22 protein-coding genes are annotated in these 25259 nt (G+C 68.1%); 13 read left to right on the top strand and 9 right to left on the bottom strand.

Translation table 11 applies throughout. The features are described 5' to 3' along the window. Positions 1-109: 109 nt before the first annotated feature. The 4 genes from FHX33_RS00995 to FHX33_RS00980 are packed head-to-tail and all read left to right on the top strand — an operon-like array spanning position 110 to position 3958. Complete coding sequence (locus tag FHX33_RS00995; RefSeq protein ID WP_021762780.1) at positions 110-700, top strand: acyltransferase; 591 nt, start codon at positions 110-112, stop codon at positions 698-700. Next, a complete protein-coding gene (locus tag FHX33_RS00990) occupies positions 697-1794 on the top strand; it encodes a DegT/DnrJ/EryC1/StrS family aminotransferase (protein WP_021762779.1) in 1098 nt (365 codons plus the stop codon). Before FHX33_RS00995 ends, FHX33_RS00990 begins: the two co-directional genes overlap by 4 nt. After that, positions 1794-2786 carry a Gfo/Idh/MocA family protein gene (locus tag FHX33_RS00985; protein ID WP_021762778.1) on the top strand — a complete coding sequence of 331 codons (993 nt, stop codon included), beginning with the start codon at positions 1794-1796 and terminating at the stop codon, positions 2784-2786. The genes FHX33_RS00990 and FHX33_RS00985 overlap by 1 nt, the downstream gene beginning before the upstream one ends. Beyond that, a complete protein-coding gene (locus FHX33_RS00980; RefSeq protein ID WP_039922028.1) occupies positions 2783-3958 on the top strand; it encodes a glycosyltransferase in 1176 nt (391 codons plus the stop codon). Before FHX33_RS00985 ends, FHX33_RS00980 begins: the two co-directional genes overlap by 4 nt. 19 nt (positions 3959-3977) lie before the next feature. Here FHX33_RS00980 and wecB read toward each other — a convergent pair whose 3' ends face one another. Continuing rightward, entirely contained in the window at positions 3978-5042 is a 1065-nt protein-coding gene (wecB, locus tag FHX33_RS00975) for a non-hydrolyzing UDP-N-acetylglucosamine 2-epimerase (RefSeq protein ID WP_039921904.1), read from the bottom strand. A gap of 177 nt (positions 5043-5219) precedes the next feature. On the opposite strand from wecB, the gene FHX33_RS00970 reads away from it, so the two are divergent. Both FHX33_RS00970 and FHX33_RS00965 read left to right on the top strand, forming a co-directional pair. After that, entirely contained in the window at positions 5220-7007 is a 1788-nt protein-coding gene (locus tag FHX33_RS00970; protein ID WP_021762631.1) for an ABC transporter ATP-binding protein, read from the top strand. Between the two features lie 7 nt (positions 7008-7014). After that, positions 7015-8109 carry a glycosyltransferase gene (locus FHX33_RS00965; protein WP_021762632.1) on the top strand — a complete coding sequence of 365 codons (1095 nt, stop codon included), beginning with the start codon at positions 7015-7017 and terminating at the stop codon, positions 8107-8109. On the opposite strand, the gene FHX33_RS00960 is transcribed toward FHX33_RS00965, so the two are convergent. After that, on the bottom strand, positions 8082-9089 hold the full coding sequence (locus FHX33_RS00960) for a glycosyltransferase family protein (RefSeq protein WP_155829001.1): 1008 nt from the start codon (positions 9087-9089) through the stop codon (positions 8082-8084). The two genes, FHX33_RS00965 and FHX33_RS00960, sit on opposite strands and share 28 nt — an antisense overlap. 81 nt (positions 9090-9170) lie before the next feature. Between FHX33_RS00960 and FHX33_RS00955 the strand changes: the two genes are divergently transcribed. From FHX33_RS00955 to FHX33_RS00940, 4 genes are all read left to right on the top strand, one after another. After that, on the top strand, positions 9171-10709 hold the full coding sequence (locus tag FHX33_RS00955) for a DUF2142 domain-containing protein (RefSeq protein WP_155829002.1): 1539 nt from the start codon (positions 9171-9173) through the stop codon (positions 10707-10709). After that, positions 10702-11181 (top strand): GtrA family protein, encoded by a 480-nt coding sequence (locus tag FHX33_RS00950; RefSeq protein WP_021762635.1) that lies wholly within the window; start codon positions 10702-10704, stop codon positions 11179-11181. Before FHX33_RS00955 ends, FHX33_RS00950 begins: the two co-directional genes overlap by 8 nt. Positions 11182-11183: 2 nt before the next feature. Beyond that, positions 11184-12140: a glycosyltransferase family 2 protein gene (locus tag FHX33_RS00945; protein ID WP_155829003.1), complete on the top strand. Its 957-nt coding sequence runs from the start codon at positions 11184-11186 to the stop codon at positions 12138-12140. 114 nt (positions 12141-12254) lie between these two features. Beyond that, on the top strand, positions 12255-13652 hold the full coding sequence (locus tag FHX33_RS00940; RefSeq protein ID WP_021762637.1) for a hypothetical protein: 1398 nt from the start codon (positions 12255-12257) through the stop codon (positions 13650-13652). Between the two features lie 50 nt (positions 13653-13702). On the opposite strand, the gene FHX33_RS00935 is transcribed toward FHX33_RS00940, so the two are convergent. The 3 genes from FHX33_RS00935 to FHX33_RS00925 all read right to left on the bottom strand — a co-directional run bounded on the left by FHX33_RS00935 (position 13703) and on the right by FHX33_RS00925 (position 17835). After that, a complete protein-coding gene (locus tag FHX33_RS00935; protein WP_021762638.1) occupies positions 13703-14992 on the bottom strand; it encodes a nucleotide sugar dehydrogenase in 1290 nt (429 codons plus the stop codon). Positions 14993-15085: 93 nt separating this feature from the next. Beyond that, on the bottom strand, positions 15086-17377 hold the full coding sequence (locus FHX33_RS00930) for a hypothetical protein (protein WP_051336942.1): 2292 nt from the start codon (positions 17375-17377) through the stop codon (positions 15086-15088). Continuing rightward, positions 17374-17835 carry a hypothetical protein gene (locus tag FHX33_RS00925; protein ID WP_021762640.1) on the bottom strand — a complete coding sequence of 154 codons (462 nt, stop codon included), beginning with the start codon at positions 17833-17835 and terminating at the stop codon, positions 17374-17376. Before FHX33_RS00925 ends, FHX33_RS00930 begins: the two co-directional genes overlap by 4 nt. 157 nt (positions 17836-17992) lie before the next feature. Here FHX33_RS00925 and FHX33_RS00920 point away from each other — a divergent pair, with 157 nt between their 5' ends. Both FHX33_RS00920 and FHX33_RS00915 read left to right on the top strand, forming a co-directional pair. Beyond that, positions 17993-18925, top strand: coding sequence for an ABC transporter permease (locus FHX33_RS00920; RefSeq protein WP_039921921.1), 933 nt, complete (start codon positions 17993-17995; stop codon positions 18923-18925). Between the two features lie 4 nt (positions 18926-18929). Further along, positions 18930-20138, top strand: a complete 1209-nt coding sequence (locus FHX33_RS00915) for an ABC transporter ATP-binding protein (protein WP_051336943.1) — start codon at positions 18930-18932, stop codon at positions 20136-20138. A 56-nt stretch (positions 20139-20194) separates the two neighbouring features. Here the strand turns inward: FHX33_RS00915 and FHX33_RS00910 are convergent, their stop codons facing one another. The 3 genes from FHX33_RS00910 to FHX33_RS00900 are packed head-to-tail and all read right to left on the bottom strand — an operon-like array spanning position 20195 to position 23401. After that, on the bottom strand, positions 20195-21205 hold the full coding sequence (locus FHX33_RS00910) for a glycosyltransferase family 2 protein (RefSeq protein ID WP_039921925.1): 1011 nt from the start codon (positions 21203-21205) through the stop codon (positions 20195-20197). A 2-nt stretch (positions 21206-21207) separates the two neighbouring features. Further along, complete coding sequence (locus tag FHX33_RS00905) at positions 21208-22125, bottom strand: NAD-dependent epimerase/dehydratase family protein (RefSeq protein WP_021762644.1); 918 nt, start codon at positions 22123-22125, stop codon at positions 21208-21210. Next, complete coding sequence (locus tag FHX33_RS00900) at positions 22118-23401, bottom strand: rhamnosyltransferase WsaF family glycosyltransferase (RefSeq protein WP_248616247.1); 1284 nt, start codon at positions 23399-23401, stop codon at positions 22118-22120. Before FHX33_RS00900 ends, FHX33_RS00905 begins: the two co-directional genes overlap by 8 nt. Before the next feature lie 117 nt (positions 23402-23518). Here FHX33_RS00900 and FHX33_RS00895 point away from each other — a divergent pair, with 117 nt between their 5' ends. Next, positions 23519-24373 (top strand): glycosyltransferase family 2 protein, encoded by an 855-nt coding sequence (locus tag FHX33_RS00895; protein WP_039921911.1) that lies wholly within the window; start codon positions 23519-23521, stop codon positions 24371-24373. A gap of 7 nt (positions 24374-24380) precedes the next feature. On the opposite strand, the gene rfbA is transcribed toward FHX33_RS00895, so the two are convergent. After that, the gene (gene rfbA / locus FHX33_RS00890) at positions 24381-25247 is read right to left on the bottom strand and encodes a glucose-1-phosphate thymidylyltransferase RfbA (RefSeq protein WP_021762647.1); all 867 of its coding nucleotides are present in this window, start codon (positions 25245-25247) and stop codon (positions 24381-24383) included. Positions 25248-25259 lie beyond the last annotated feature (12 nt).

Genomic DNA, 25259 nt, shown 5'->3' with positions numbered 1-25259 from the left:
GGATGCACCCCGGACGCTCAGGGCCCTGTCACGTGCGGCGTGGTAGTTTCGATGCGCGTTGCTCGCGTTCTGGGGCATACGCCTCCCACCTACGAAAGGACGAACGGCGTTGGCTTTCGTCGCACCAGGGGCCGATGTCTCGCCCGACGCTTCGATCGGCGAGGGCTCGAAGGTCTGGCATCTCGCGCAGGTCCGCGAGTCCGCCGTCCTGGGCGAGAACTGCATCGTCGGCCGCGGCGCCTACATCGGCACGGGCGTGCGGATGGGCGACAACTGCAAGGTCCAGAACTACGCACTCGTCTACGAGCCCGCCGTGCTCGGCGCCGGTGTCTTCATCGGCCCGGCCGTCGTCCTCACCAATGACACGTATCCCCGCGCGATCACTCCCGATGGGGAGCTGAAGAGCGCCCATGACTGGACGCCCGTCGGCGTCACGATCGGCGACGGCGCCTCGATCGGCGCCCGCGCCGTGTGCGTCGCGCCGGTCACGATCGGGCGCTGGGCCACTGTCGCCGCCGGCGCGGTGGTCACCAAGGACGTTCCCGACTTCGCCCTTGTGGCGGGTGTGCCCGCCCGGCGGATCCGCTGGGTGGGCAAAGCCGGCGTGCCGCTCGAGCAGCACGGGGACGAGTGGGTGTGCCCCAGCACCGGGGACCGCTACATCGAAATCGACGACGTACTTACTGAGGTGGACGAATGACTGAAGCTGGAGCTTTCATCCCGGCGGCGAAGCCGATCATCGGGGACGAGGAGCGCGCCGCCGTCGACGCGGTGCTCGCGTCCGGGATGCTCGCCCAGGGCGAGGAGGTCGCCGCGTTCGAGCGCGAGTTCTCCGCTCAGCTCGTGGACGGCCGCCACGCGGTCGCCGTGAACTCCGGGACGGCCGGACTCCACCTCGGGCTCCTGGCCGCCGGCGTCGGGCCGGGCGACGAGGTCGTCGTCCCCTCCTTCACCTTCGCCGCCACCGCGAACTCCGTCGCGCTGACCGGGGCGACCCCGGTTTTCGCCGACATCGACCCCGTCACGTACAACCTCGACCCAGCGGCGGTGGAGGCGGTCATCACCGAGCGCACCGTCGGCGTCATGCCGGTGCACCTCTACGGCCAGCCGGCCGACATGGGGGCTTTCGCGGACCTCACGGCCCGCCGCGGACTGCGACTGTTCGAGGACGCGGCGCAGGCGCACGGTGCGCAGTACGACGGGCGTCCGGTCGGATCGTTCGGCGCGTTCGGGATGTTCAGCCTCTACCCGACGAAGAACATGACCTCCGGCGAGGGCGGCATCGTCACCACGGGCGACGACGAGGTCGCGCGCCGACTGCGCCTGCTGCGCAACCAGGGCATGGAGAAGCAGTACGAGAACGAGATCGTCGGCTTCAACGCCCGGATGACGAACCTCCACGCCGCGATCGGGCGCGTGCAGCTCACCAAGGTTCAGGGCTGGACCGAGCAGCGCCGTTCCAACGCCGCGTTCTTCGACGCCAACCTCAGCGGCGTCGGCACCCCCGTCGTCGCGGAACGGGCGTCGCACGTGTATCACCAGTACACGATCCGCGTTCCCGAGGGCCGTGACGGCTTCGCCGCCGCCCTCCGCGAGGAGTACGCGATCGGGAGCGGGGTCTACTACCCCATCCCGAACCACCGCCTCCCGTCGTTCGCCCGCACGGAAGACCTCCCCGAGACCGAGCGCGCGGCGCAGGAGGTCCTCTCCATCCCCGTGCACCCGTCGCTCACCCCCGCGGATCTCGACCGCATCGTCACCGCGGTGAACGCTCTCGCCGGAGCGGGCGCCTGATGGCCGACGTACGGGTCGGTCTCATCGGCCTCGGGATGATGGGACGCCACCACGCGCGCGTGATCCGTGAGGTCGAGGGCGTCACGCTGTCGGCCGTGGCCGACCCGGCCGGGGACCCGCACAACGTGTCCGGAGACCTTCCCCTCCTGTCCAGCGTCGATGAGCTGATCGCCGCCGGCATCGATGCCGCGGTGGTCGCCGTCCCGACGATCTACCACGAAGCAGTCGCGACCGCGCTGGCGGAGGCGGGCGTGCACACGCTGGTCGAGAAGCCGATCTCCCCGGACATCGATTCTGGCGAGCGGCTGGTGGATGCCTTCGAGAAGCGTGGACTGGTCGGTGCGGTCGGCCACATCGAGCGGTTCAACCCGGCGTTGCAGAGCCTGCGCGAGCGCATCGAGGCGGGCGACCTGGGAGAGGTGTTCCAGATCGCGACCCGGCGTCAGGGTCCGTTCCCCGCGCGGATCGCGGATGTGGGGGTCGTGAAGGACCTCGCCACCCACGACATCGATCTCACCGCCTGGCTCGCGCAGAGCGGGTTCAGCTCGGTGGCCGCTCAGGTCGCGCTTCGCAGCGGCCGTGAGTTCGAGGACATGGTCTCGTTCACCGGCCTCCTGGACAACGGCGTGATCACGAACCATCTGGTGAACTGGCTGTCGCCGATGAAGGAGCGCGTGACCGTCGTCACGGGCGACCGAGGCGCCTTCGTCGCCGACACGATCAGCGGTGACCTCACCTTCTACGAGAACGGCACGACGACGACCGAGTGGGAGTCCGTCATGGCCTTCCGCGGGGTCAGTGAGGGCACCGTCGTCCGCTACGCGCTCACGAAGCGCGAACCGCTGCGGCTGGAGCACGAGGCGTTCCGGGATGCGATCCTCGGCAAGACGTCGAGCGTCGTCACGATGCGCGAGGGCCTGCAGAACGTGAAGGTCGCCGAAGCAGTCCTCCGATCCGCACAGGGCGCCTCGACGGTACACGTCTCGGAGTGAGAGCGCGCACGCCGAGGCGTGTCGTCATCGCCTCCCGACTCTACGCACCCGAGGTGGGAGCCGCGGCGTTCAGGCTGCGCGCCCTCGCTCGAGGCCTCGCTGCGGAGGGTGCACGCGTCCGGGTCGTCACGACCACCCCTCCGCGCGGGACTCCAGCGATGTCGCCCGATGCAGGCGTGGCCGTCGCCCGATTCCCCGTCCTCCGCGATCGCGGCGGGAATGTGCGCGGATACGTGCAGTATCTGAGCTTCGACGTGCCTCTCGCCGTCCGCCTGCTGTTCACCGGCGGAGATCTCGTCGTCTCGGAGCCACCGCCCACCACCGGGATCGTCGTCGCGCTCACGAGCATGATCCGCCGGCGCCCCTACGCGTACTACGCCGCAGACGTCTGGTCGGATGGGCTCGTCGCGCTGGGAGCTCCGAGGGTGCTGGTCTCCGTGATGAAGGGCGTCGAGGGCTTCGTGCTCCGGCATGCGGCGACGGTGATCGCGGTGTCCGAGGAGGTCGCTCAGAAAGTCGTCGACTTCGGCGTCGCGCGGAGCGCGGTCGCCACCGTCGACAACGGCGTGGACACCGAGGTGTTCACGCCGGACGGCCCGGTCGCCCCGGGCGCGAGACCGGCCTTCGTCTACACGGGATCGATGTCGGAGTGGCAGTCGCCGGCGATCTTCGTCGAGGCGCTCGCGATCGTGCGACAGCGCTTCCCGGAAGCATCGATCCGCTTCTTCGGGCAAGGGGTCGAGGAGTCGCACGTCAGCGAGGCCGCCGCGCGGCTGGGCCTCGCCGACGCGGTCCACCTCGGCGGCGTGATCCCCCCCGCGGAGACGGCGGAGTGGATCCGCGGCGCGACGGCCGCGCTCGCGAGCATCCGTCCCGGGATCGGCTACGACTTCGCCAAGCCCACGAAGACGTACGCCGCAGCTGCGTGCGGCACGCCCGTCGTCTTCGCGGGACGCGGTGCGGGTGCGGCCCTCGTCGAGCGCAACGATCTGGGCTGGCGGAGCGATTTCACGCCGGAGGCCGTGGCGCAGGCCATGATCGCCGCCGCCGAAGCGGACGGCGGCGCGGACCACGCGCGACGACGCGTCTCCCGTGTGGAGTGGGTGCGCCAGCACGCCTCCCTCGCCGCAGCGGGCCAGCGGGCTGCGCGGCGGCTGCTCGCATCGGAATGATCCGACGCCGGCCCGCAGGCTACGCGGCGCCTCCGGCGACCCGCCCGGCGAGCTCTTCCACCACACGCTCGGCTGCGTGGCCGTCTCCGTACGGTGCGGCGAGGGTCGCAGCCGGCCGCGGCCGCTGAACGGCGTCACGCAGGCTCGACAGGTCGGACCCGACGAGCACATTCCAGCCGAGATCGACCGTCTCGACCCATTCCGTCTCGGGCCTCACCGTCGTCGTGGGCACGCGCAACAGGAACGCCTCCTTCTGCAGCCCGCCGGAATCGGTCACCACGCCGGCGCTGCCGAGGACGGCGGCCACCAGCTCGGGGTAGGCCAATGGAGCAGCCAGCTCGATCGCGCCCCGCTGGAGTTCGACGCCCGAGGCCGAGGCCGTGGCCACCAACCGTGGGTGCGCCAGCAGGCGCACCGGCCGGTCGAGCCCCGCCAGCGCGTCGATGATCGCTGCCAGTCTCCGGGGATCGTCCGTGTTGTCGGGGCGGTGGATGGTGGCGACATAGTAGTCGCCTGCACGCGCGGCTTCGCCGCTCGCCGCGAGGACCTGATCGCGCACACGGTAGAGGACGTCGGTCATCACGTCGCCGACGAGCACGCTGCGGTGGCCGAGCCCCTCGTCGGCGAGGTGCCCCATCGCGACCGCCGTCGGCGCCAGCAGCAGGTCGGACGCGTGGTCCGTCAGGACCCGGTTGTGCTCCTCGGGCATCCGTCGGTTGAACGACCGCAGTCCCGCTTCGAGGTGCGCCAGGGGAGTGTGGAGCTTGACCGACGCCACCGCGGCGGCGAGCGTCGAATTGGTGTCGCCGTAGACCAGGACCCAGTCGGGGGCGTATCGCTCGATCACCGGCTCGAGCGCGGACAGCATCGCGCCGGTCTGCTCGCCGTGCGATCCGGATCCGATCGCCAGGTTCACATCGGGCTCCGGGATCCCGAGATCGCGGAAGAACACATCCGACATCAACTCGTCGTAGTGCTGACCGGTATGGACGACGATGTGATCGGCCCGCCCCGCCATCGCCGAGGCGATCGGAGCCAGTTTGATGAATTGTGGACGAGCGCCCACGACACTTAATACGCGCACCCCGGTAGCCTATTCGCCCTGTCGCCGAGGGCGCTCGCGGAGCCCCTGCCCACGGTTCGCGCAGGTGCCTTTCTGTAAACTGACCGGGACACCCGGCGGTTGACGGGTGCAGAGACGAGCCTTGATGATCCCGATCCCCCACGCGTCCGATCTGCGACGGCACAGGGTGCCCGAGCTGTGAAGGCACTCTGGAGCACCATCCGTGAGCTGGTGCCGCTCCTCCCACCGGCCGGGCAGCGCTATCTGACGTTCTACTCGTGGTTCGTCGGGCTTCTCGCCGTGCTCGACGCGGTCTCCCTCGGCCTGCTCGCCGTCGTGATCACCCCGCTCCTCTCTGGGAGCTCGCTCACCGTTCCCGTGCTCGGCACGATCGACACGGCCGGCCTCGTATGGATCCTCGTGTTCGTCTGCGTCGTCGTGATCGTCAAGGGCATCCTCGCGTCGCTCATCCAGTACCTGGCGACCCGGAGATTCGCCGCCTTCGAGCTCGCGATCGGCGACCGTCTGCTGAACGCGTACATGAGGGCGCCCTGGGTCGAGCGGCTCAAACGCAATTCTTCGGACGTCGTGCGGCTCGCGGATTGGGGTATCGCCAACACCATCGCCGGCGTCCTCCTGCCGGCCGCATCGCTCGTCGGCGAGGCGACGACGTTCATCGTGGTCTTCCTCGTCCTCGTGGTCGCCCAGCCTGCGATCGCGGCGACCGCGGTCATCTATCTGGGCCTCGTCGGGCTGGCCCTCTACTTCTGGGTCTCACGTCGCTCCCAGGTCGCCGGCCGCGTCAACCGCGACTACTCCTACCGGGTCTCGCGCCTGCTCACCGAGATGATCGGGGCGCTCAAGGAGGTGACGCTGCGGAACAAGTCGGACGAGGTCGCAGCGGTGGTCCATGCGAACAGGGTGAAGACCTCCCAAGCGCGCGCCAACATCCAGTTCCTCAACCTCGTGCCGCGTTACATCCTCGAGTCCGCAGTGATCGGGGGAATCGTCCTCGTCGGCGCGGTCGGGTACGTCACCGGTGGAGGACTGACCGCGGCGATCACCGCCGTCTCCATCTTCAGCCTGGCCGGGTTCCGGATGGCACCGTCGATCACGCGATTCCAGGCCGTCATCGGTACCACCACTGCCAACCTCCCGCACGCGCAGAACGTCATCGCGGACATCAAGCTCATGGAGCGGCAGAATGCCGAAGCCCGGGGTGGGCTCGACACCGGCCATCTGCCCGAGCACCCCACGACGCTCGATCTCGACGACGTGACGTTCTCCTACGCGCCCGACGCGCCGACGGCGTTGCGCTCGATCTCACTCTCGATCCCGTTCGGCTCCACCGTCGCCTTCGTCGGGTCGTCCGGAGCCGGGAAATCCACGCTCGTCGACCTCATCCTGGGCCTGGTGGATCCGACCTCCGGCTCCATCTCCATCGACGGCACGCCGCTGCGGCACGTGTCGTCGGCATGGCATTCCCGCGTCGGTTACGTCCCCCAGGACGTCTCGCTCTTCGACGGGACCGTCGGTCAGAATGTCGCTCTGACCTGGTCGGACGATGTCGACGCCGACCGTGCCAGGGCCGCTCTGGAGCAGGCCCAGCTCTGGGACGTGATCGCGGGCCGCGAGGGCGGACTCGATGGCGTCATCGGCGAGCGCGGCCTCGCCCTCTCCGGAGGTCAGCGTCAACGTCTCGGGATCGCGCGCGCACTCTACGTTGACCCCTTCGTCCTCGTGATGGACGAGGCGACGAGCGCACTCGACTCGGCCACCGAAGCCGCCGTCGCCAAGGCGATCCGGGAGCTGCACGGCAAGGTCACGGTGATCCTGGTCGCCCACAGGCTCTCCACCATCCGTCACGCCGACCGCATCTACTTCATGTCGGACGGCCAGATCGCCGCCAGCGGGACGTTCGACGAGCTCGTCAGGGATGTCCCCGCTTTCGCCGAGCAGGCCGCACTCGCCGGAATGATCGAGTAGCCACGGCATGCGCGTCCTCGTCGTCACCACCTGGTTCCCCAGCGACAGTCGCCCGGGAGAGGCCCCGTTCAACCTGGAGCACGTCCGCGCTATCGCACTCCGGCACGACGTGCGCGTCATCCACGTGCGACTCGGAGGGACTGCCGCACCCGCGACCGAGACCTATCACGGCATCCGAGTGCGGAGAGTGTCCTTCTCGCCGAAGCGGCCAGCGCAGGCGCTGAAAGCGTTGGGCGAGATCCGTCGCGCGGTCCGCAGCGCCGACATCCTGCACACGATGGCCTACTCGTCCGTTCTGGTGATGGCGCTCGCAAACGCGTTCTTCCGGGTCCCCTGGGTGCACACCGAGCACTGGAGCGGAGTGACCGATCCGGCGCGCACGGGCGGACTCTGGCTCCGGTTGGCCTGGCTGCGCCGGTTGCTGCGGCTGCCCGACAAGCTCACCGGCGTCACGACCCAACTCACCGAGGTGCTCGCGCGGTTCGGCCGGCCGGGGGCGACCAGTGTCGTGCCCTGCGTCGTCGAGAACTCGTCGCCGATCACAGCTGCGCCGTTCGGTGACACCGTGGAGCTCGTGGCGGTGGGCGGCTTGGTGCCGGGCAAACGGCCGCTGCTCGCCGTCGAGACGCTCGCGTGGCTGGTCGCGCACGGGCACCCCGCACACCTGACCTGGCTGGGCACCGGGCCGCTCGCCTCCGAGACGGAGGAGCTCGCCGGACGCCTCGAGGTCTCCGACTCCCTGACTCTCGCCGGCAGCCTGCCTCTCCGGCAGGTGTTCGACCACCTCGCGGCGGGAGATCTGTTCTTCCTGCCGACGGCGCACGAGAACTTCCTCACCAGCGCGGCCGAGGCGCTCTCGGCGGGGCGGGCCGTCGTCGTCCCGGCGAGCGGCGGATATCGCGACTACGTCGATGATGGCAACGGCGAGCTGGTGGAGGAGGCGACGCCGGCCGCCTTCGGCGCAGCGATCCTGCGCGCGGTCGAGAGGTTCCGAGAGGTCGATCCGCACACGCTGGCGGAGCCGATCCGCGCACGCTTCTCACTGGAGACCGTCGGCGCCGCGTTCGACGCCCTCTACCGCGATCTGACCGCGTCGCGGTAGGCCGTCTCGAGGACGTCGACCCAGCGCTCGGGCGTGTGCTTGCCCAGCACCCAGCGTCGAGCGTCGAGTCGCGCGGAGGCGGCGACCGGATCGACCAAGGCGAGCGCGGTCTGCTCGACGACCTCCTCGACGGTCCCGGTGAGGACGGGCGGTGGATCTCCCCCGTCCTGGAGCTCCCGGACCGGGCACAGGACGACCGGCCCGATGGCCATCGCCTCGAGCTCGCTCACACCGATAGCCCCGGAACCCTGGCCGATCGCGACGTCGGCGCCCGCGACGAGGTCGAGGAACTCGGCATGGCGGAGCCGTGGAACCAGTTCGACCCCGCGGGCCGCGGCCTCCCGGGCGCCAGGGCCCCAGTCGAGCCCGACGATGCGCACGTCGGCGGGAAGCGCGGCGCGGAGGGCGCTCGCCACCGCGAGCTGGGTCTCGACGCCCTTGGAATCGTCCCAGCGCGAGACGAACAGCACCGTCTGCTGCCCCGAACGGCGCGGAGTCCGCCAGCTCGGCAGACGTTGCGGTTCCACGAAGGCGGGCATGTACTGAGCGTCGGGTCGCGCGGTCGTCGCTTCCTCGACGGTGTCGAGATTGGTGTAGTAGACGGAGCTGGCGCCGTCGATGGCCCGCTGCACCATGTCGTGCGTGCGGGGATCCTTCCACTGGCGCCGGATGTCCGTTCCGTGCAGATGCAGCAGGTACGGACGCTTCGGAATGTACGGCTTGCGCATCAGTGGAACGGTCGTGGCGTAGTGGATGTGCAGCACGTCGCTGCTTGCGGCGGCGCGAGCGTGGCGCAGGACGAACGGTAGCTCACGGAGTCTGCCAGCTCCGCCGCCGAAACCGGCGGCGGGCCGAACCTTCTCGGGGGGCAGGTAGCCCCACCGGAGTCCCGAACGGGCGGCGGCATCGACGAGCGCCCTGGCCACGAAGGCGCAGTCGTTGACGTGCGTCACGCGCGGCGGTCGGGGGGCAGGGCTCACGGTCACATTCTCTCATTCGACGGCGGCCGGTCCGGGTCCCGCCTCTCCGACCGTCCAGGCTGCTCCGGGTAAGCTTTCCCAGTGCATTACTCCCCAACGGATCCGTCCGGTCGACGTCGATGGCCCCTCCTCCTCGGGGTCCCCATCTTCGCGCTGATCGCCCTGATCATGTGGGCGGTCGCCACCCCCGTCGGCTCCAGCCCCGACGACGACTATCATCTCGCCAGCGCATGGTGCGCTCTGGGCGACCGGCCCGGCCTCTGCGAAGAGGTGCCAGGACATCCGGAGGAGCGCGCGATCCCCAAGGGCGTCGCGCAGGTCCTCTGCACCGATCTCTTCCCGAGCCAGCTCGAGAAATGCGACGTCGACCCCGGCCAGTCCGTGAACGACCTGATCCCGACCGCGCGCGGCAACTTCGCCGGCACCTACCCGCCGGTCTACTACGCGGTGATGGGCGTGTTCGCCAGCAGCCAGTACGCCGTGTCGGCGATCGTGATGCGCATCGTCAACGCCATCCTCTTCGTGGGGCTCACGTCGTTGCTCTATTGGCTCCTCACGCCCTCCCGGCGCCGGACGCTGCTCTGGACCTGGGCGATCGGCATCGTGCCTCTCGGCATCTCACTGCTGTCGTCCAACAACCCCAGTTCGTGGGCGATCATCGCAGGCGGCTCCTTATGGCTCGCCGTGCTCGGGTGGTTCGAGGCCGACGGGCGACGGGCGATCGGCCTCGGAGCCCTCGCGGTCGTCTTCGCGGTCATGGGCGCCGGTGCGCGTGCGGATTCCGCGATCTACACCGTCCTCGGCATCATCGTCGCCGGCATCCTGGGCGCGAGCCGATCCCGCGCCTTCCTCCTGAAGGCGATCCTGCCGCTCGCCCTCGTTGTGGTCGCCGCCCTGTTCTACTTCGGCGCGAACCAGTCCGTGAGCACCGGCGGCCTCACGGGAAGTCACGACACGACCGCGCCGCTCACGACGGCCCAGTACGTGTGGGACTACTTCATCGATCTCCCGCAGCTCTGGGCGGGAAGCCTCGGCACGTGGCCGATCGGCTGGCTCGACATCCCGATGCCCGCGGTCGTCTCTGTCGCCGCCGTCGGAGTCTTCGGAGCGGTGACGTTCGCGGGGCTGCGTTCGGCCTCGGTCCGTAAGCTTCTCGCGCTCGGGTTCGCGCTCGCGATGCTGTTCGCCGTGCCGGCGTGGATCCTGCTGAAGAGCAAGGCGCTGGTCGGGCAGGAGGTGCAGCCGCGCTACATCCTCCCGCTGCTGCTGATGTTCGCGGGAGTCGCCCTCGTCGAGGCCACCCGTCGCCGGATCGCCTTCACTCGACTCCAGATCGGCGTCGCAGCGCTCGCATTGTCGATCGCGAACGCTGTGGCTCTGCACGCGAGCATCCAGCGCTACGTCAGCGGCCTGGGCGACCCCGACATCGACCTCGGACACGACGTGCACTGGTGGTGGGGCGGCCCGGTCTCCCCCATGATCGTCTGGATCCTCGGCTCCCTCGCCTTCGCGGCGGCAGTGTCGGGAGCACTCTGGCTCGCCCACCGACGGGTCGGGATCGCGGCCGCCCCGTCGAGCGAGACACCGGCGCGGCCGGAGACGGTCGGGAACAATGGCTGACACCACTCCTCCGCCCGACGCACCGGCGTCGGCGTCCTCGCCGCTCGCGCGACTGCTCGGGCACTCGGCCGTCCGCTACCTCATCGCCGGCGGTCTGAGCTTCCTGGTCGACTTCGGGCTGCTCGCCCTCCTCCATGACGTGCTGCTCTGGCCGGTGTGGCTGGCAAGCGGGACATCGTTCCTCCTGAGCTTCGCCTTCACCTACACGATCCAGCGGATCTTCTCGTTCGGGTCGACGGCGCCGCACGGCCGTGCCGTGCTGCGTTACACGCTGCTGGTGGCGTTCAACACGATCGCGACCGTGATCATCGTCTCCCTGATCAACTCGTCGGTGGCCGGCTGGGCTGGCGGCAAGATCATCGCGACCGTCGTCACCACCGTCTGGAACTACTTCGCCTACCGTTACTGGGTCTTCGCCGACCCGCGCCAGCCAGAACCGGGTCCGGACGCCGGACCCACCGAAAGGACGTGACCGTGTACAACGGAGCCCGCATCGCTGCAGTGGTCCCCGCTTACAAGGAAGAGGCGATGATCGCGACGGTCATCCGCACCATGCCGGAGATCGTCGACCACATCGTCATCGTGGACGACCACAGCCCCGACGCGACGAGCGATGTCGTCCGAAGCGTCGGCGACCCCCGGGTGACCCTGATCCGCCACGAGGTCAACCAGGGTGTCGGCGGAGCGATCATCACCGGCCACCGGGCCGCCCTCGAGCTGGGCGCCGACGTGAACGTCATCATGGCGGGCGACGCGCAGATGGACCCCGAGTACCTTCCGCCGCTGCTGGACGCGGTCACCACCGAAGGCTACGGCTTCGCGAAGGCCAACCGGTTCTTCTCCCCCGAGTCCTTCCACGGGATGCCCGGTCATCGCGTCTTCGGCAACATCGTGCTCTCGTTCATGACGAAGCTGGCCTCGGGCTACTGGAACCTCTTCGACCCGCAGAACGGCTACACCGCGATCCGGGCCGAAGTGCTGAAGCGCGTCCCGCTCGACAGCGTCTCCAAGCGATACAGCTTCGAGAACGACCTGCTCATCCACCTCAACATCCTCCAGGTCCCCGCGACGGACGTACCGATCCCCGCCGTCTACGGCGAGGAGGTGTCGAGCATCAAGCTGTCGAAGGTCGTGCCCGAGCTGCTCGCCCTCCTGACGCGCGGCTTCTGGCGGCGAATCTGGTACCGCTACGTGCTCTGGTCGTTCTCGCCGATCGCCCTCCTCCTCTTCCTCGGTCTGATCCTGTTCGTCGTCGGTGTCGGAGTAGCGATCTGGGTGTGCTTCCAGATCGCGGCCTCGGTCGTGGCGACGGCCGCGACCGTCATGCTGGCCGCGCTTCCGCTGATCCTGGGGTCGCAGATGCTGATCAGCGCACTGCAGCTCGATATCCAAGCGAGCCCGTCGACGCCGAATCTTCCGCCGTTCGAGTGATCGGCGCCATCGAGTCCAGCGCCGGCCTCCGACCCTCGGGCACCGACCTGTATTAGGATCTATCGCGGTATCGGGGCAACGCGCTCGTCGACAGCACACACATCGGGGAGCATCATGCAGACCGCTATCGAGCAGAACACCACACCCGCGTCGTGGGGCCGCAGGGCGTGGAGGGGGACCCGGAAGCGCTGGGTTCCGCTCCTGCTCGTGTTCGCCTCCTTCGTCATGGGGTTCACGGTGACCGCTCATCACTCCGAGGCGCTCTCGCCGATCGACGAGTGGGTGTACACCGACTACCTCTACAAGCTCCCCCAGCAGGTCATCATCCCCCGCGGACAGGAGATCGGGCCGGAAGCGCTCGCCCTCATGGCCTGCGCCGGCGTCCGGGAGTACGGCGCGATGGGACCGAAGTGCGGCTCCGACTATTCGGCCCACCTCGACCAGTTCCCCCAGGGCGGCATCACCTCGGCTGACGGGTACACACCGCTGTACTTCGTGATCACGTGGGTCGGAGCCAAGGCGATCCAGCTCGTCACTCACACATCGCTCGTCGAAGCAGCGCGTTTCACCGGCGCATTCTGGCTGGCCGGGGGCATGCTCCTCTTCTACTGGCTACTGAGTCTGATGCGGATCAGGCCCGTCATCACCCTGGGACTCGGTCTTGCGGTGATCGCGTCGCCCTTCGCCTGGTGGACCTTCACCTTCATCAGCACCGACGCTCCGGTCTTCGCGCTCGGCGCGCTGATGCTCATCGCCGCGATCAAGTATCTCCGGGGGCAGTGGTCCGGCTGGTGGTTGCCTGTGCTGGCCGCCGTCGCGACGCTCTTCAAGATCACAGCCATCCTGGCGGCAGCTCTCGTCGCACTCTTCCTGATCCTCGAGTACGTCCGCAGGCGGATGCGCGCACGGCCACGACGGCGCGGTTTCGACTGGAGGAGCGCCCTGCTCGGACGCGGCGAGGACGGCGCTCTCATGATCGCCGTCTCCACGGGAATCGCGGCGCTCGTCGCCGAGGTGGGCTGGCTGGCGCTCCGCGCGGCCGTCGCCGTCGGCCCGGCCGCGAATCAAGGTGTCACCGGCCGGATGACGCTGAAGGACCTTGGCTCCCAGTTCGTCAACTTCCTGCCGGGCACGATCATCTCGAACGTCAACATCACCGGCCGGGTCGAGCTCGGTCTCCCCATTCCGCCGTTCATCGTGGAGCCGCTCTCCTGGATCACCGTCGGCGGTGTCGTCGGCGCGGTCGCGATCTACACCTGGCGTCGGGCGAACAGCCCCTTGGTGTACGCGGTCGCAGCGCTCGCGATCCTCGGCGCGCCGCTCCTCGCGATCTCCCTGGACGTCCAGGGCACCTACTTCCCCATCCCGCCACGGTACGGCACGGCGCTGCTGCCGGCCTTCCTGCTGGTGGCCGCACTCATCGTCCGCAGTCGCGTCGCGAAGACCCTGCTCGTCGCGTATCCGATCGTGGTTCTGGGAGTCGTCCTGGTCTACTCCCCCGTCTTCGCCTGACGCCGCGAAGGCGGCCGTCCGCGAGGTGTCGCCGACGGCCGCGACCGTGGTCAGGCGACGCCGATGACCCGGTAGATCACTCCCGGCCACGCCTCGGCCGAGCTCAGGCGTCGACCGTCGATGATCGCCGCGATACCGGGCAGGTCGCCCGGTCCCAGCGCGCGGTACTCGGCGTGGTCCGTCTGGATCAGGGCGGCGTCCGCCTGATCACCAAGCGTGTAGGGATCGAAGCCGAGCGACCGCAGTTCGTCGTCGGAGTAGAGCGGATCGTGGACGAGGGGGACCGCGCCCCGCGCCCGGAGCGCGTCCACCGTCGGGAACACGCCGGAGAACGCGGTCTCCTTGACACCGCCCCGATAGGCAGCGCCGAGGACGACGACGCGTGCACCCGTGAGGTCGCCGAAGGCACCCTCGAGCATGGTCACGGCGTGCGTGGGCATACCCGCGTTCGCTTCCCTCGCCGCGCGGACGATGGTGGCCTCCGGGTCGTTCCAGAGGTACAGGCGCGGATACACCGGGATGCAATGGCCCCCGACCGCGATGCCGGGACGGTGGATGTGGCTGTACGGCTGCGAATTCGACGCCTCGATCACCTGGTAGACGTCGATGCCCGCGCGCTCCGCGTAACGGGCGAACTGGTTCGCGAGGCCGATGTTCACGTCGCGATAGGTCGTTTCTGCGAGCTTGGCGAACTCCGCGGCCTCGGCCGTTCCCAGATCCCACACGCCGTTCGGCCGAGCGAGGTCTGCGCGCTCGTCGAAGTCGAGCACGGCCTCGTAGAACTCGGTGGCGCGACGGGCGCCGCGCTCGCTCAGGCCGCCGATGAGCTTCGGATACTTGCGCAAGTCCGCGAAGATGCGCCCCGACAGCACGCGTTCCGGCGAGAAGACGACGTCGAAGTCGACACCCTCCACCAGGCCGGAGGTCGCCTCCAGACGAGGAGTCCAGCGTTCACGGGTGGTGCCGACGGGAAGGGTCGTCTCGTACGAGACGAGCGCCCCTCGGGTGAGGTGCTTCCCCACGGATTCGGTGGCGGCGTCCATCCATGCGAAGTCGGGCCGGGCATCCTGGTCCACGAACAGGGGCACGACGATGACCACGGCATCAGCGCCGGGAACGGCGTCGGCGTAGTCCGTCGTCGCGCGGAGCGCCCCGGAGGACACGACACGCGCCAAGGCATCGCTCAAGCCCGCTTCGCCGGGGAACGGCGGCGTGCTCGCGTTCACGAGGTCGACCAGGGCGGAGTTCACATCGACGCCGACGACCTCGTGCCCCTTCGAAGCGAACTGAACGGCGAGCGGAAGCCCGATCTTGCCCAGGGCGACTACCGCGATCTTCATCTCGTCATTACTCCCGCCGATGTGCGAACCAAAGCGTGTCAATCCTAAAGGGCTACACGCTATGGGTCTGCCGGGAGCCCCCGGCCCCGCGTCTCAGGCTGCGGGGCCGGTCGGGATCGCGGACGCGAAGAGCGGGTGGACGTCGAGGTAGGCGGCGCCCTTGCTGAGCTCCGCGAAACGCTGCATCGACCCGATCGGTCGCTTCGTGCCGCCGTCGAGCCAGAAGATCGAGCCGTCGGGAGTGCGGATGAACGCGGTCGCCGGCGTCGTCACCTTGAGCAGCTGGCAGGTGTACGAGTCGAGGGCGACGAAGGCGAAGGGATACAGCGCCTTGATGCCCGGATCGACCTTGTGCACGCTCCCACCCGCGCTGACGTAGTCCGTCGAACCGCAGGTGAGTCCGAATCCGAGGAGCGTCGCCGACGTCGGGTATGCGTCCAGCCTCGCCTGCGTCGTGAAGCTGTACCCCGTGATGCCCGCCTCGTTCGCGAAAGCGAAGTTGGACAGTGCGATCTTGTTGGTCACGCCGTTGATCAGGTAGACGGTGGCACTGTTGGTGGAGAGCACGAGTGTGTTGCTCGTGAGCGCGACGGGCCCCTTCGGGATCGCGGCGACGAGCGAATCCGGCACCGTGGTTATCACCGGGGTCTTGCCGCCCGCGAGCGCGACGAGCGACTCCCAGGCGCCGACCGGCAGCAGTTTGTCGGCCATCACGATGTAGACGGTCGCCGACGAGGGCGTCTTGATCATCGAGCCGGCGACGATCGTCCCCTTCGACGGGTACGCCCCGAGGAATGCCTGGGGAACGGCGACCGCCGGAAGTGCGGAGGTCGATCCGGTGTTCCAGGCGTAGCTGCCCCCGTCCGCCAGCACGTACTTGGTGGCCGTGCCCGCCACTTGGACGATCCCGGTGAACGACGCTCCCTTGGGGATGAGCGCGAGGCTGTTCGGGCTGAGCGAACCAGCGGAGGCATTCGGCAGGCCGGCACCTGCGGCGGCGCCCGCGTCGACCGGGTAGGCGGACTTGTTGCCGAGGTAGGAATAGCTCGACGTGCCCCGCTGGGTCGCGAAGACCGCGTCACGTACGATCGGCGCCGCGTACGGCAGGGCCGAGACGGCGGACTCCGTGAGGACGTTGAAGCCGCTCGGCAGGCCGGCTGCGCTCTGCGACGTGTTGTCCAGGATCTCCCGCTTGGTGCCCGACGTCACGTAGTACCGCGAACCGGCGGTCGTGCCGAGGATCGGTCCCATGGCGGGACCTGTCGCGAACCCCGACAGTTGGTCGTCGCTGAGCTGCACGAAGCCGCTCACGTCGCATTTGCCCCCGTAGTCGACCACGAGGCCGCACGAACCGAACGGGAGCTTGATGCTCGCATCGGTGAAGTAGATCGTCCCGTTCGGCGAGCGCATGACCCGTCCAGCGGGTTGCATCGTGGCGAAACCGTCCAGATAACTCTGGGACACGAAGCCGACCTGCCCGAGGGGCGCGTATGCGGTGAGCATCTCCTGGTTCAGCACCGGGTACTTGCTGGTGCCGGAGACGATGTAGACCGTCGCATTGGACGTCGTGCGGACGAGGCTGGTGCCTGCGGTGGTCGAGCCGAACCAGTCGGTGTAGATGCGCCAGAAGTTCCGGTTGCCGTAGGCGCTGCAGCCGTCCCCCGTCCCGTAGAGGTTGGCCAGCGCCGCCCCGTTCGGCTGGTAGGGCGTGTAGTTGTAGAGTCCGGCCGTCGCCTGGTTCTGGATGAAGACGTTCGACGAGCCGCAGCTGGCGCTCGGACTGTAGCGGATGGCGTTGACCCTGCCTGCCACGTGGTTCCAGCCGGTCGGGTTCGCCGCGTAGCGCTTGAACTGAAGCGCTGCGTTGTAGACCTGGTTGAAGAAACCGAGGTAGGTGGAATCGCACGCCGCGGTGTCCGGGCAGGCGTAGCCGGTGGCCTTCTGGTACTGCGTGCTGTCCGGCCACGTGTCGGAGACGAGGCCCTGCTCCTTCTCGAGGAGCACCAGGAGGGCCTTCTGGCTGATGCCGCACGCCGCACCGACCTTGGCGATGATGACGGAGGCGAGCTCGTTCGAGGCGCCCGTGTAGGCATCGCACCGTCCGGCCACCGCGGCGCGCGTCGTCGTGGTCTGCCGGTAGTCCTTCAGGCACGTGTATCCGGACCGGCAGGAGGGCACCTTCGCGGACAGAGTCGCCTGGACCTCCGACGCCGTCAGTGCGGCACCGTCGAAGAAGAGGGCGTCGCTGATGATGTCACCGGCGTTGAAGTCCGAGGCGACCGCAGCGGCGGCCGGCTCATCGGCGGTCGGGGTGAGGGACCCGAGGAGTCCGGCGACCAGCGAGACGATCACGGCAGCAGGGACGACAAGGAGTCGGCGTTTCACGGGACCTCCACGGTCGTCGGGATGGACGTGTATGTCGTGCCGTCGTGCTCGTACGACAGGGTGAGGGTCCACGACCCGCGCGTGAAGTCCTCGATGGGCGACTGCACGAGGCCGCAGGAGGTGGTCATCCGGTCGGCAGCGCCGGTTCCGTCCGCCGTGACCGTCGCGCCGTCACGCTCGTAGGTGAAGACGCAGGGTGCGCCGTCTTCCACGACCCCCTGGATGTAGCCGGAGGCCGAGATGTTCTTCCCGTCGACATCGACGCTCGCGACGACGAGAACCGCCTCGATCGTCGGCGGCGCCGACGGCTCGACCGCTCCGGGCGTCGCCGTCTTCGACGGGAGCGACGACGCGCTCACGGTGGCCTCGGGCGCGGCGGACGTGCAGGCCGTCAGCAACGCGGCGGCCATCAGCACCGCGGGGGCAGCGCCGAAGAGGGTGCGGGCGATCCTGCTCATTCCTGTTCCGGTCGGGGATGATGCGACGATGACGTCGCTCGAAAAATGCGTTCGGGTCGCCGTTCGACCCTATCCGGTCTCGTGGGCCCAGCACAGCGCCTCTAACGGGGTACACGGCCCGGCGGGCGCCCAGGTGCGCTGGGTTAACATGTACGTCATGACTTCCCTCGAGGCGCAGACCCGAGCTGCGCTGATCGCCGACGAGCCCCTCGTCGAAGTAGGACGGAGCTCCGGATTCTTCCGTGGCGCGTGGAGCTCCCTCGCAGACATCTGGGCGCATCGCGAACTGCTCGGCCTGCTGACCCGTCGCGAGATCAAGTCCCGCTACAAGGACAGCTCCCTCGGCCTGGTCTGGAGCCTGTTCCGGCCGATCGCGCAGCTCCTGATCTACTTCCTGGCCATCGGGCAGGTGCTCGGCGCCGCCCGCGCCACGCCCGACTTCGCCATCTTCGTCTTCATCGGCCTGACGATGTGGGGGCTGTCGTCGGAGATCGTGCAGAGTTCCACGACGTCGATCCTCGCGAACGCCGGCCTCGTGAAGAAGGTCTATCTGCCACGGGAGATCTTCCCGCTCAGCTCCGTCGGAAGTGCACTCTTCAACTTCCTCGTCCAAGCCGTCGTCCTGACGCTGGCCATCATCTTCCTCGCGAGCGTGCCCTTCGATTGGGACGCCGACATCCTCCTCGCCCCGGCGTCGGTCATCACGCTCGTCGTGTTCTCGACCGCCTGCGGTCTGTTCCTCTCCGCCGTCAACGTGTATCTACGTGACGCCCAGCACATCCTGGAGATCGCCCTGATCATCCTGTTCTGGGCGTCGCCGATCGTCTATTCGTACACGTTCGTACACAAACTCCTGCAGGGCAACTGGCTCGAGCAGCTCTATCTCGCGAACCCGGTGACCATCACGATCCTCGGCATGCAGCGAGCGCTGTGGTCGGCCGGGGACACCGCCACCGGCCCGATGGCCCAGGTCTGGCCCGATGCGCTCGGTATCCGGATCCTGGTCGTGTTCATCGTCAGCATCGTCCTCCTCTGGCTCGCGCAGCGCCTGTTCGCGCGCCTCCAGGGGAACTTCGCCCAGGAGCTCTGAGAACGTGTCCACACCCACCATCGCAAGCGTCGACGGGGTATCCAAGCGCTTCGTCATGCACAAGGAGAAGTCCCTCAAGGAGCGGGTGGTCAACTTCCGCCAGTCGAAGCGGCACCGCGACGACTTCTGGGCCCTTCGCGATATCTCCCTCGACATCAAGACGGGGAGCACCGTCGGTCTCGTCGGGCACAACGGCTCGGGCAAGAGCACGCTCCTGAAGGTCATCGGCGGGATCATCCAGCCGACGACGGGGACGGTGCGACGCCGCGGACGGATGGCGGCGCTGCTCGAACTCGGCGCAGGTTTCCATCCCGACCTCACCGGTCGCGAGAACGTCTACCTCAATGCCGCCATCCTCGGGCTCACCCGCACCGAGACCGACGCGCATTTCGAGGAGATCGTCGACTTCTCCGGGATCGGCGAGTTCATCGACACCCAGGTCAAGTTCTACAGCTCCGGCATGTACGTGCGGCTCGCCTTCGCGGTCGCGATCCACGTCGACCCCGATCTCCTGCTGGTGGACGAAGTCCTGGCGGTCGGCGACGAGCCGTTCCAGCGCAAGTGCATGGAGAAGATCGCGCAGTTCCAGCACGAAGGCCGCACGATCATCCTGGTCAGCCATTCGGCGGAGCAGGTCGGGTCGCTGTGCGACCGCGTCGTCGTGCTCGATGGCGGCCGCATCCAGCACGACGGGACGCCCGGAGAGGGAATCCGCATCCTCCGCGAAGGCTACGAGGACGAGCGCAAGGCCCTGCTCGTCAACGCCGACGGGACGCGCCGGCGTCTGGCGCTGGAGGTCGGCTCATTCGAGGTCGAGACGGTGCCCGAGAGCCAGGGCGTCCGTCTCGTCGCTCGCCTCGGGGTCGACGTCAACGAGCCCGTGAAGGACTGGGGCGTCGGCTTCTCGATCGAGAGCCCGCTCGGCATGCGTCTCTACAACATGACCACGTTCGACGAGATGACCCTCCCGACGAGCGTCGGACGGCACGAGTTGGTGTTCACCCTTCCCGATGTGCGCCTCGGACCGGGCCAGTACCTCATCAACGTGGGGCTGGGCGACAAGGCCGGGCGAAACTACGATCTCGCGACGCCCGCCGGCACGTTCGAGGTGCCCGGCGAGGACTTCGGCAACGGGATCCTCTCCCTTCGCACCCAGGTCGAGGTGGAGGGCAGCACCGCGCTCTCCCGGACGACCCAGGTCGAGCTCAGCTGACGAAGCGGTGCGGCCCGCGGGGCCGCACCGCTTCCCTGAGTCCCAGCAGGAACCGATCAGCGCTTGGCAGCCGCCTTCGCCTCGTGCTTCAACTTGCGCTTGTGCTCCAACGAGCCGGCGCTGATGGCACCGTGGTCGTCGAGGTCGACGAGTGCGGAGCGTCGGTAGCTCTGCCATTTGGAGAGGTGGAAGGCGGGGTTGATCGCCAGCCAGTAGGCCTTGCGCTTCCATGAGTAGGCGTGGTCGCGGACGATGCGGATGCTGTCTCCGACGGTCCCCTTGAACGCGTAGAACACCACGGCGCTGCGGCTGATGACCGGGAGCTCCCCGGTCCCGATCTGGCGGAGGCCCACCGTCTCGTCGAAGATGCGGTCGCGGTACTCGCTCAACGTCAGATCGTTCGAGTGCTCGACCATGGCGCGCGGTGCATACGCCTTGACGTACCCGTTCATGATGACGTCGTTGCCGAACATCTGATCCTCCGCGTAGCGGACGTCCCGGTACGGGATGACGTCGAGCAGAAACTGGCGGCGGACCGCCGAATTCACGTCGGAGTAGAACGACATGACGGAAATGCTCGCCTTGTCCTTGAGGAGCTCGGGAGTCGCGTAGTACAACGTCGTCCCGAAGTCGGGACCGAGATGACGGAACATGCCGTGGATCTCATACTTCTGAAGGGGGAACGCACGGGGACGCGCCACCTGCTTGCCGAGCACGGCCACGACTTCGGGGAAGCGCCGGAACGGTTCGATGATCTCCGTCATCCAGTGCTTGTTGCTGGGCACCGCGTCATGGGTCAGATAGGCGATGAACTCGCCCCGGGCGAGCTGAGCCGCCAGGTTGCGCGTCTTGCCGTGGCCGAACTCCGAGTTCGGGATCTCGTGCAGGCGCACTTCGGGGAAGGAGCGGACGATGTCGAGCGTCCGGTCGGTGGAGCCGGAATCGATGACGAGGACCTCGAAGGCCTCGGGGAAGTCCTGCTTCCGGAGTTTCTTCAGAATGCGCTCGATGTACTTCTCACCGTTGTAGGTGAGGATCGTCACCGTGACGACGGGCTCGTCGGCCACCGTCACTCCCCTTTCATTTCGTTGTAGGTCCGGCGGATCCCCTCGTCGAGAGGGGTCAGATCCAATCCGCCGTACTGTGCTTCGTACCGACTCGTGTCGAGGACCACGTGATCCACGAATGTCGGAGGCTTCTCGCGGCGCTCGACCGCGAAGTCGATGCCGGTCACCCGGCGGAGCGAATCCAGGACGTCGTTGACCGAGTGTCCGGCACCGCTGCCGATGTTGTAGACCGCGTGCTCTGGCTCGCTGCCGACCATGGGCAGGATCAGGCGCACCAGGTCCTCGACGTAGAGGTAGTCGCGGACCATCGTCCCGTCGCCGAACTGCACGACGGGCTGGCCGGTGAGGATCTGTCGCAACGCGATCGGGATCAGCCCCTGCTTCTTGCTCGGGTGCTGACGGGTGCCGTACGGGTTCGAGATGCGCAGGGCCGTCGAGGCGAGCCCGTGCTTGACGCGGAAGAAGCGAAGATACTGCTCGATGGCGAGCTTGCCGATCGCGTAGGGGGACGCGGGAGCGGTCGGATCCGACTCGGAGTACACGCTCATCCCCTGGTCGCCGTAGATCGCTCCTCCGGTCGAGGCGAAATAGACCCTGCGGACACCGGCCTGCACGCTGGCCTCGAGCAGCTCGATGGTCTGCGCCACGTTCGTGCGGATGTCGAGTGTCGGATCCGACTCGGCCGTCGCCGGCGTCGTGGTCGACAGGAAGTGGAACACGTATTCCTGTCCGGACACGGCCGACTCGATGTCACCCCGGCTGAGGAACTCGCCCACCATCACCTCGGCGGCCGCCTCGAACGTCGGTTCGCGGGAGCTGAACCGGTCGAAGGCGCGCACCTCGTGGCCCGCGGCGGCGAGGCCGTCGACGAGATGGGAGCCGATGAAGCCGTTGGCTCCGATGACGACGGCCCTAGCCACGCATGGCCCTCTCGAACGCGTCGACGAACGTCCTGCCGGACTCGGCCCACGTGGTTCCTCCGACGGATTCCGAGGCCAGGCGCGCGTGCTCGGGGGCGTCGGGGCGTTCGACGACCTCGACGAGCTTGCGGGCGATCGCGATCGGCGAGGCGGGCACGTACTCGATGTAGGGGTTGTCGGAGACCATCCGGTTGTTCGGTCCGTCGTTCACGACGGGGATGACGCCGCTCGACAGCAGCTCGAGTGGGAGGAGCGACATGTTGGAGAGCGAGAGGACGAGACCGGCGGCACAGCGGTTGTAGACCGCATTGAGCTCGCTGAGCTGGAGGCTCGACAGATTGTTGTACGCGAACGGGATCTCCCAGTTGGAGACGTCCCATCCCGCGAGGTTGATGGTGACGTCGGGGCGCGCGCGCGCGAAGTCCTCGAGCGCGACGAGGCCGAACTCGAAGGCCCGCCGCGGGGTCACCGGCCGCGCGTAGAAGAAGATCTCGTTGCGTCGTTCGGCGTTCTCGTACCGGTAGAGCGAGCGGTCGACGGAGAAGTCGAAGTGATCGGTCTTCATCCCGAAGTCGGTGCCGAGCTTGTGAGCCAGCCATCCGCCGGCGGTGATCCCGTGGTACCCGAAACGGTAGGTGTTCTCCGCGAGGAGGGCCTCCGAACCGAGCGGGTAGAAGAGCGGCTCGTAGTCCTGCACGAAGTAGAAGCGGCGGGCGCGGCTGCTGTCGAGGAACGCAGGATACGCGGTCTCCCAGCCGGTGGCGAAGATCGCGTCGGTGCCGTCGGCGACGCCGCGATCGCGGTCCCACACCTGGATGTCGCCGTCCAGGTCCGGGTAGGCCTCCGACGCCGCGAGCATCGAGCGGACGACCTGGAGATCCACGGCGACCTCACCGGCGTGGTAGAGGTACACGTCGCAGCGATGTCCGGCCTGCTCGGCGAACTTGATGAAACGGAAGAGGTTCTGGTGACCGCCGCTCTCCTTGCCGGGAGGAGACATGATCCAGGCGATGCGCGAAGGACGGTCGGCGACGGAGATCGGGTCGGTGATGCGCTCGGGGAGCACGGTCCAATCCACTGCGGCGGCGTCGCCCAGGTCGACCAGGAGTCGCGGCTTCTGCGGACCGGCGACCTGGACCAGCTTCGACCGCAGGTATCCGTAGGTCGCTCGCGGACCGTGGTTCTTGAGCAGGAGCAGCCCCGTCCTGGCTTTGCGCACGAGGACGCGGGGACCGCGCTCGACGGCTCGGGAGAACAGCTTGCCTACAGATGCCACGTCGTCTTTTCGTCTTCCTCGTATCGCTCTACACCGGCTCAGGGGCCTACTGCCGACGGCAATCTTGCCACACCTGGTTGAGAGCATCCCTCAAGAGGCATCAAGTATGCTCGTCGGGTGCTTCGCTCCCCTGCTACGACGGCCGTCGTGACCGTCAGTTACAACTCGAGCGGGCAACTCGACCCATTTCTGACGTCGCTGCAGCCAGAGATCGCTGCCGGCGTCCGCGTGGTCATCGCGGACAACGCCTCGGCAGACCTCGACGAGACCGAGCGGATCGCGCGCACGCACGGCGCCACGGTGCTGCCGCTCGGGGAGAACCTGGGCTACGGAGGTGCGATCAATCGCGCCGTCGCCGCCCTTCCCCGCGACGTGGACGCCGTTCTCGTGTGCAACCCGGACGTGCTCGTCGGCGAGGACGCCCTCGCCACCCTGCGCGAACGCCTCGACGGCGACCCCGGAATCGGCTCCGTCGGGCCGAAGATCCTGAACGAAGACGGCTCCCTGTACCCCTCCGCCCGGCGGATCCCCTCGTTGCGCACGGGGATCGGCCACGCCCTGTTCGTCCGCGTGTGGCCGGCCAACCCGTGGACGCGGGCCTACCGGTCCGAGCAGGACGCGGATGCGCGCGATGTCGGCTGGTTGTCCGGCGCCTGCGTCCTGGTGAGGCGTACGGCGTTCGACGCGCTGAACGGCTTCGACGAGGGCTACTTCATGTACTTCGAGGACGTCGACCTCGGCTACCGGATCGGCCGCGCGGGACTCCGCAACCGCTACGAGCCTGACGCCTCGGTGATCCACGTCGGCGGGCTCTCCACCCAGTCGGAGTCCCGCCGGATGATCCTCGTCCATCACGAGAGCGCCTACCGCTTCCTCGCCAACAAGTACCGCGGCCCGCTGCTCGCCCCGCTCCGGCTGGTGCTGAAGGGGGCTCTCGCCGCCCGCGGATGGCTGCTCACCCGCCGCTCCTAGGGGCCGGTCAGCCGTTGGCGGGCAGGCTCTCGAGATAGGCGCCGTATCCGCTCTTCACCAGCGGAGCCGCCAGAACGGCGAGCTGGGCGTCATCGATCCATCCGGCACGCCAGGCGACCTCTTCGATGCAGCCGACTTTGAATCCCTGGCGGTCCTCGATGACGCGGACGTACTCGGACGCCTGCATCATCGATTCGAATGTCCCGGTGTCGAGCCAGGCGGTGCCGCGATCGAGCACCTGCACCTGCAGGGTCCCCGCCTCGAGATACCGCTCGTTGACGGTGGAGATCTCGAGCTCGCCACGCGCGCTGGGTGCGATGGTCTTCGCGATCTCGATCACGGAGTTGTCGTAGAAGTAGAGACCGGGGACCGCGTACTTGCTCTTCGGCTGGGCCGGCTTCTCCTCGATCGAGAGAGCCTTGAAGTCGTCGTCGAACTCGACCACGCCGTAGGAGGTCGGGTTGCTCACCTGGTAGGCGAAGATGACGGCGCCGTCGACGTCGTTGTGCGCCTGAAGCGACGAGCCGAGGCCCGTCCCGTGGAAGATGTTGTCCCCGAGCACGAGCGCGACCGACTCGTCGCCGATGAAGTCCTCGCCGATGATGAACGCCTGGGCGAGGCCGTCCGGCGACGGCTGGACCGCGTACTCGATCCGGATCCCCAGGTGCGAGCCGTCACCGAGCAGTGCACGGAACTGGTCGTTGTACTCCGGCGTCGTGATGATGAGGATCTCGTTGATCCCGGCCATCATCAGGGTCGACAAGGGGTAGTAGATCATCGGCTTGTCGTAGATCGGCATGAGCTGCTTCGAGATGCCCTTGGTGATGGGCCACAGCCGGGTGCCGGAGCCGCCGGCCAGAATGATTCCGCGCATGACTTCAGTGAT

Origin of the sequence: Leifsonia aquatica (assembly GCF_014190775.1) — a bacterium.
GTDB lineage: Bacteria > Actinomycetota > Actinomycetes > Actinomycetales > Microbacteriaceae > Leifsonia > Leifsonia aquatica.
The sequence above is the reverse complement of the archived record's forward strand: the minus strand, read 5'-3'. Positions and strand labels throughout refer to the sequence as shown.

Bases quoted from the DNA above. Each gene is read 5' to 3' on its own strand.
- FHX33_RS00920 (WP_039921921.1), top strand. From the start codon at position 17,993: ATGACTTCCCTCGAGGCGCAGACCCGAGCTGCGCTGATCGCCGACGAG.
- FHX33_RS00985 (WP_021762778.1), top strand. From the start codon at position 1,794: ATGGCCGACGTACGGGTCGGTCTCATCGGCCTCGGGATGATGGGACGC.
- FHX33_RS00935 (WP_021762638.1), bottom strand. From the start codon at position 14,992: ATGAAGATCGCGGTAGTCGCCCTGGGCAAGATCGGGCTTCCGCTCGCC.
- rfbA (WP_021762647.1), bottom strand. From the start codon at position 25,247: ATGCGCGGAATCATTCTGGCCGGCGGCTCCGGCACCCGGCTGTGGCCC.
- FHX33_RS00950 (WP_021762635.1), top strand. From the start codon at position 10,702: ATGGCTGACACCACTCCTCCGCCCGACGCACCGGCGTCGGCGTCCTCG.
- FHX33_RS00965 (WP_021762632.1), top strand. From the start codon at position 7,015: ATGCGCGTCCTCGTCGTCACCACCTGGTTCCCCAGCGACAGTCGCCCG.
- FHX33_RS00925 (WP_021762640.1), bottom strand. From the start codon at position 17,835: ATGAGCAGGATCGCCCGCACCCTCTTCGGCGCTGCCCCCGCGGTGCTG.
- FHX33_RS00940 (WP_021762637.1), top strand. From the start codon at position 12,255: ATGCAGACCGCTATCGAGCAGAACACCACACCCGCGTCGTGGGGCCGC.
- FHX33_RS00990 (WP_021762779.1), top strand. From the start codon at position 697: ATGACTGAAGCTGGAGCTTTCATCCCGGCGGCGAAGCCGATCATCGGG.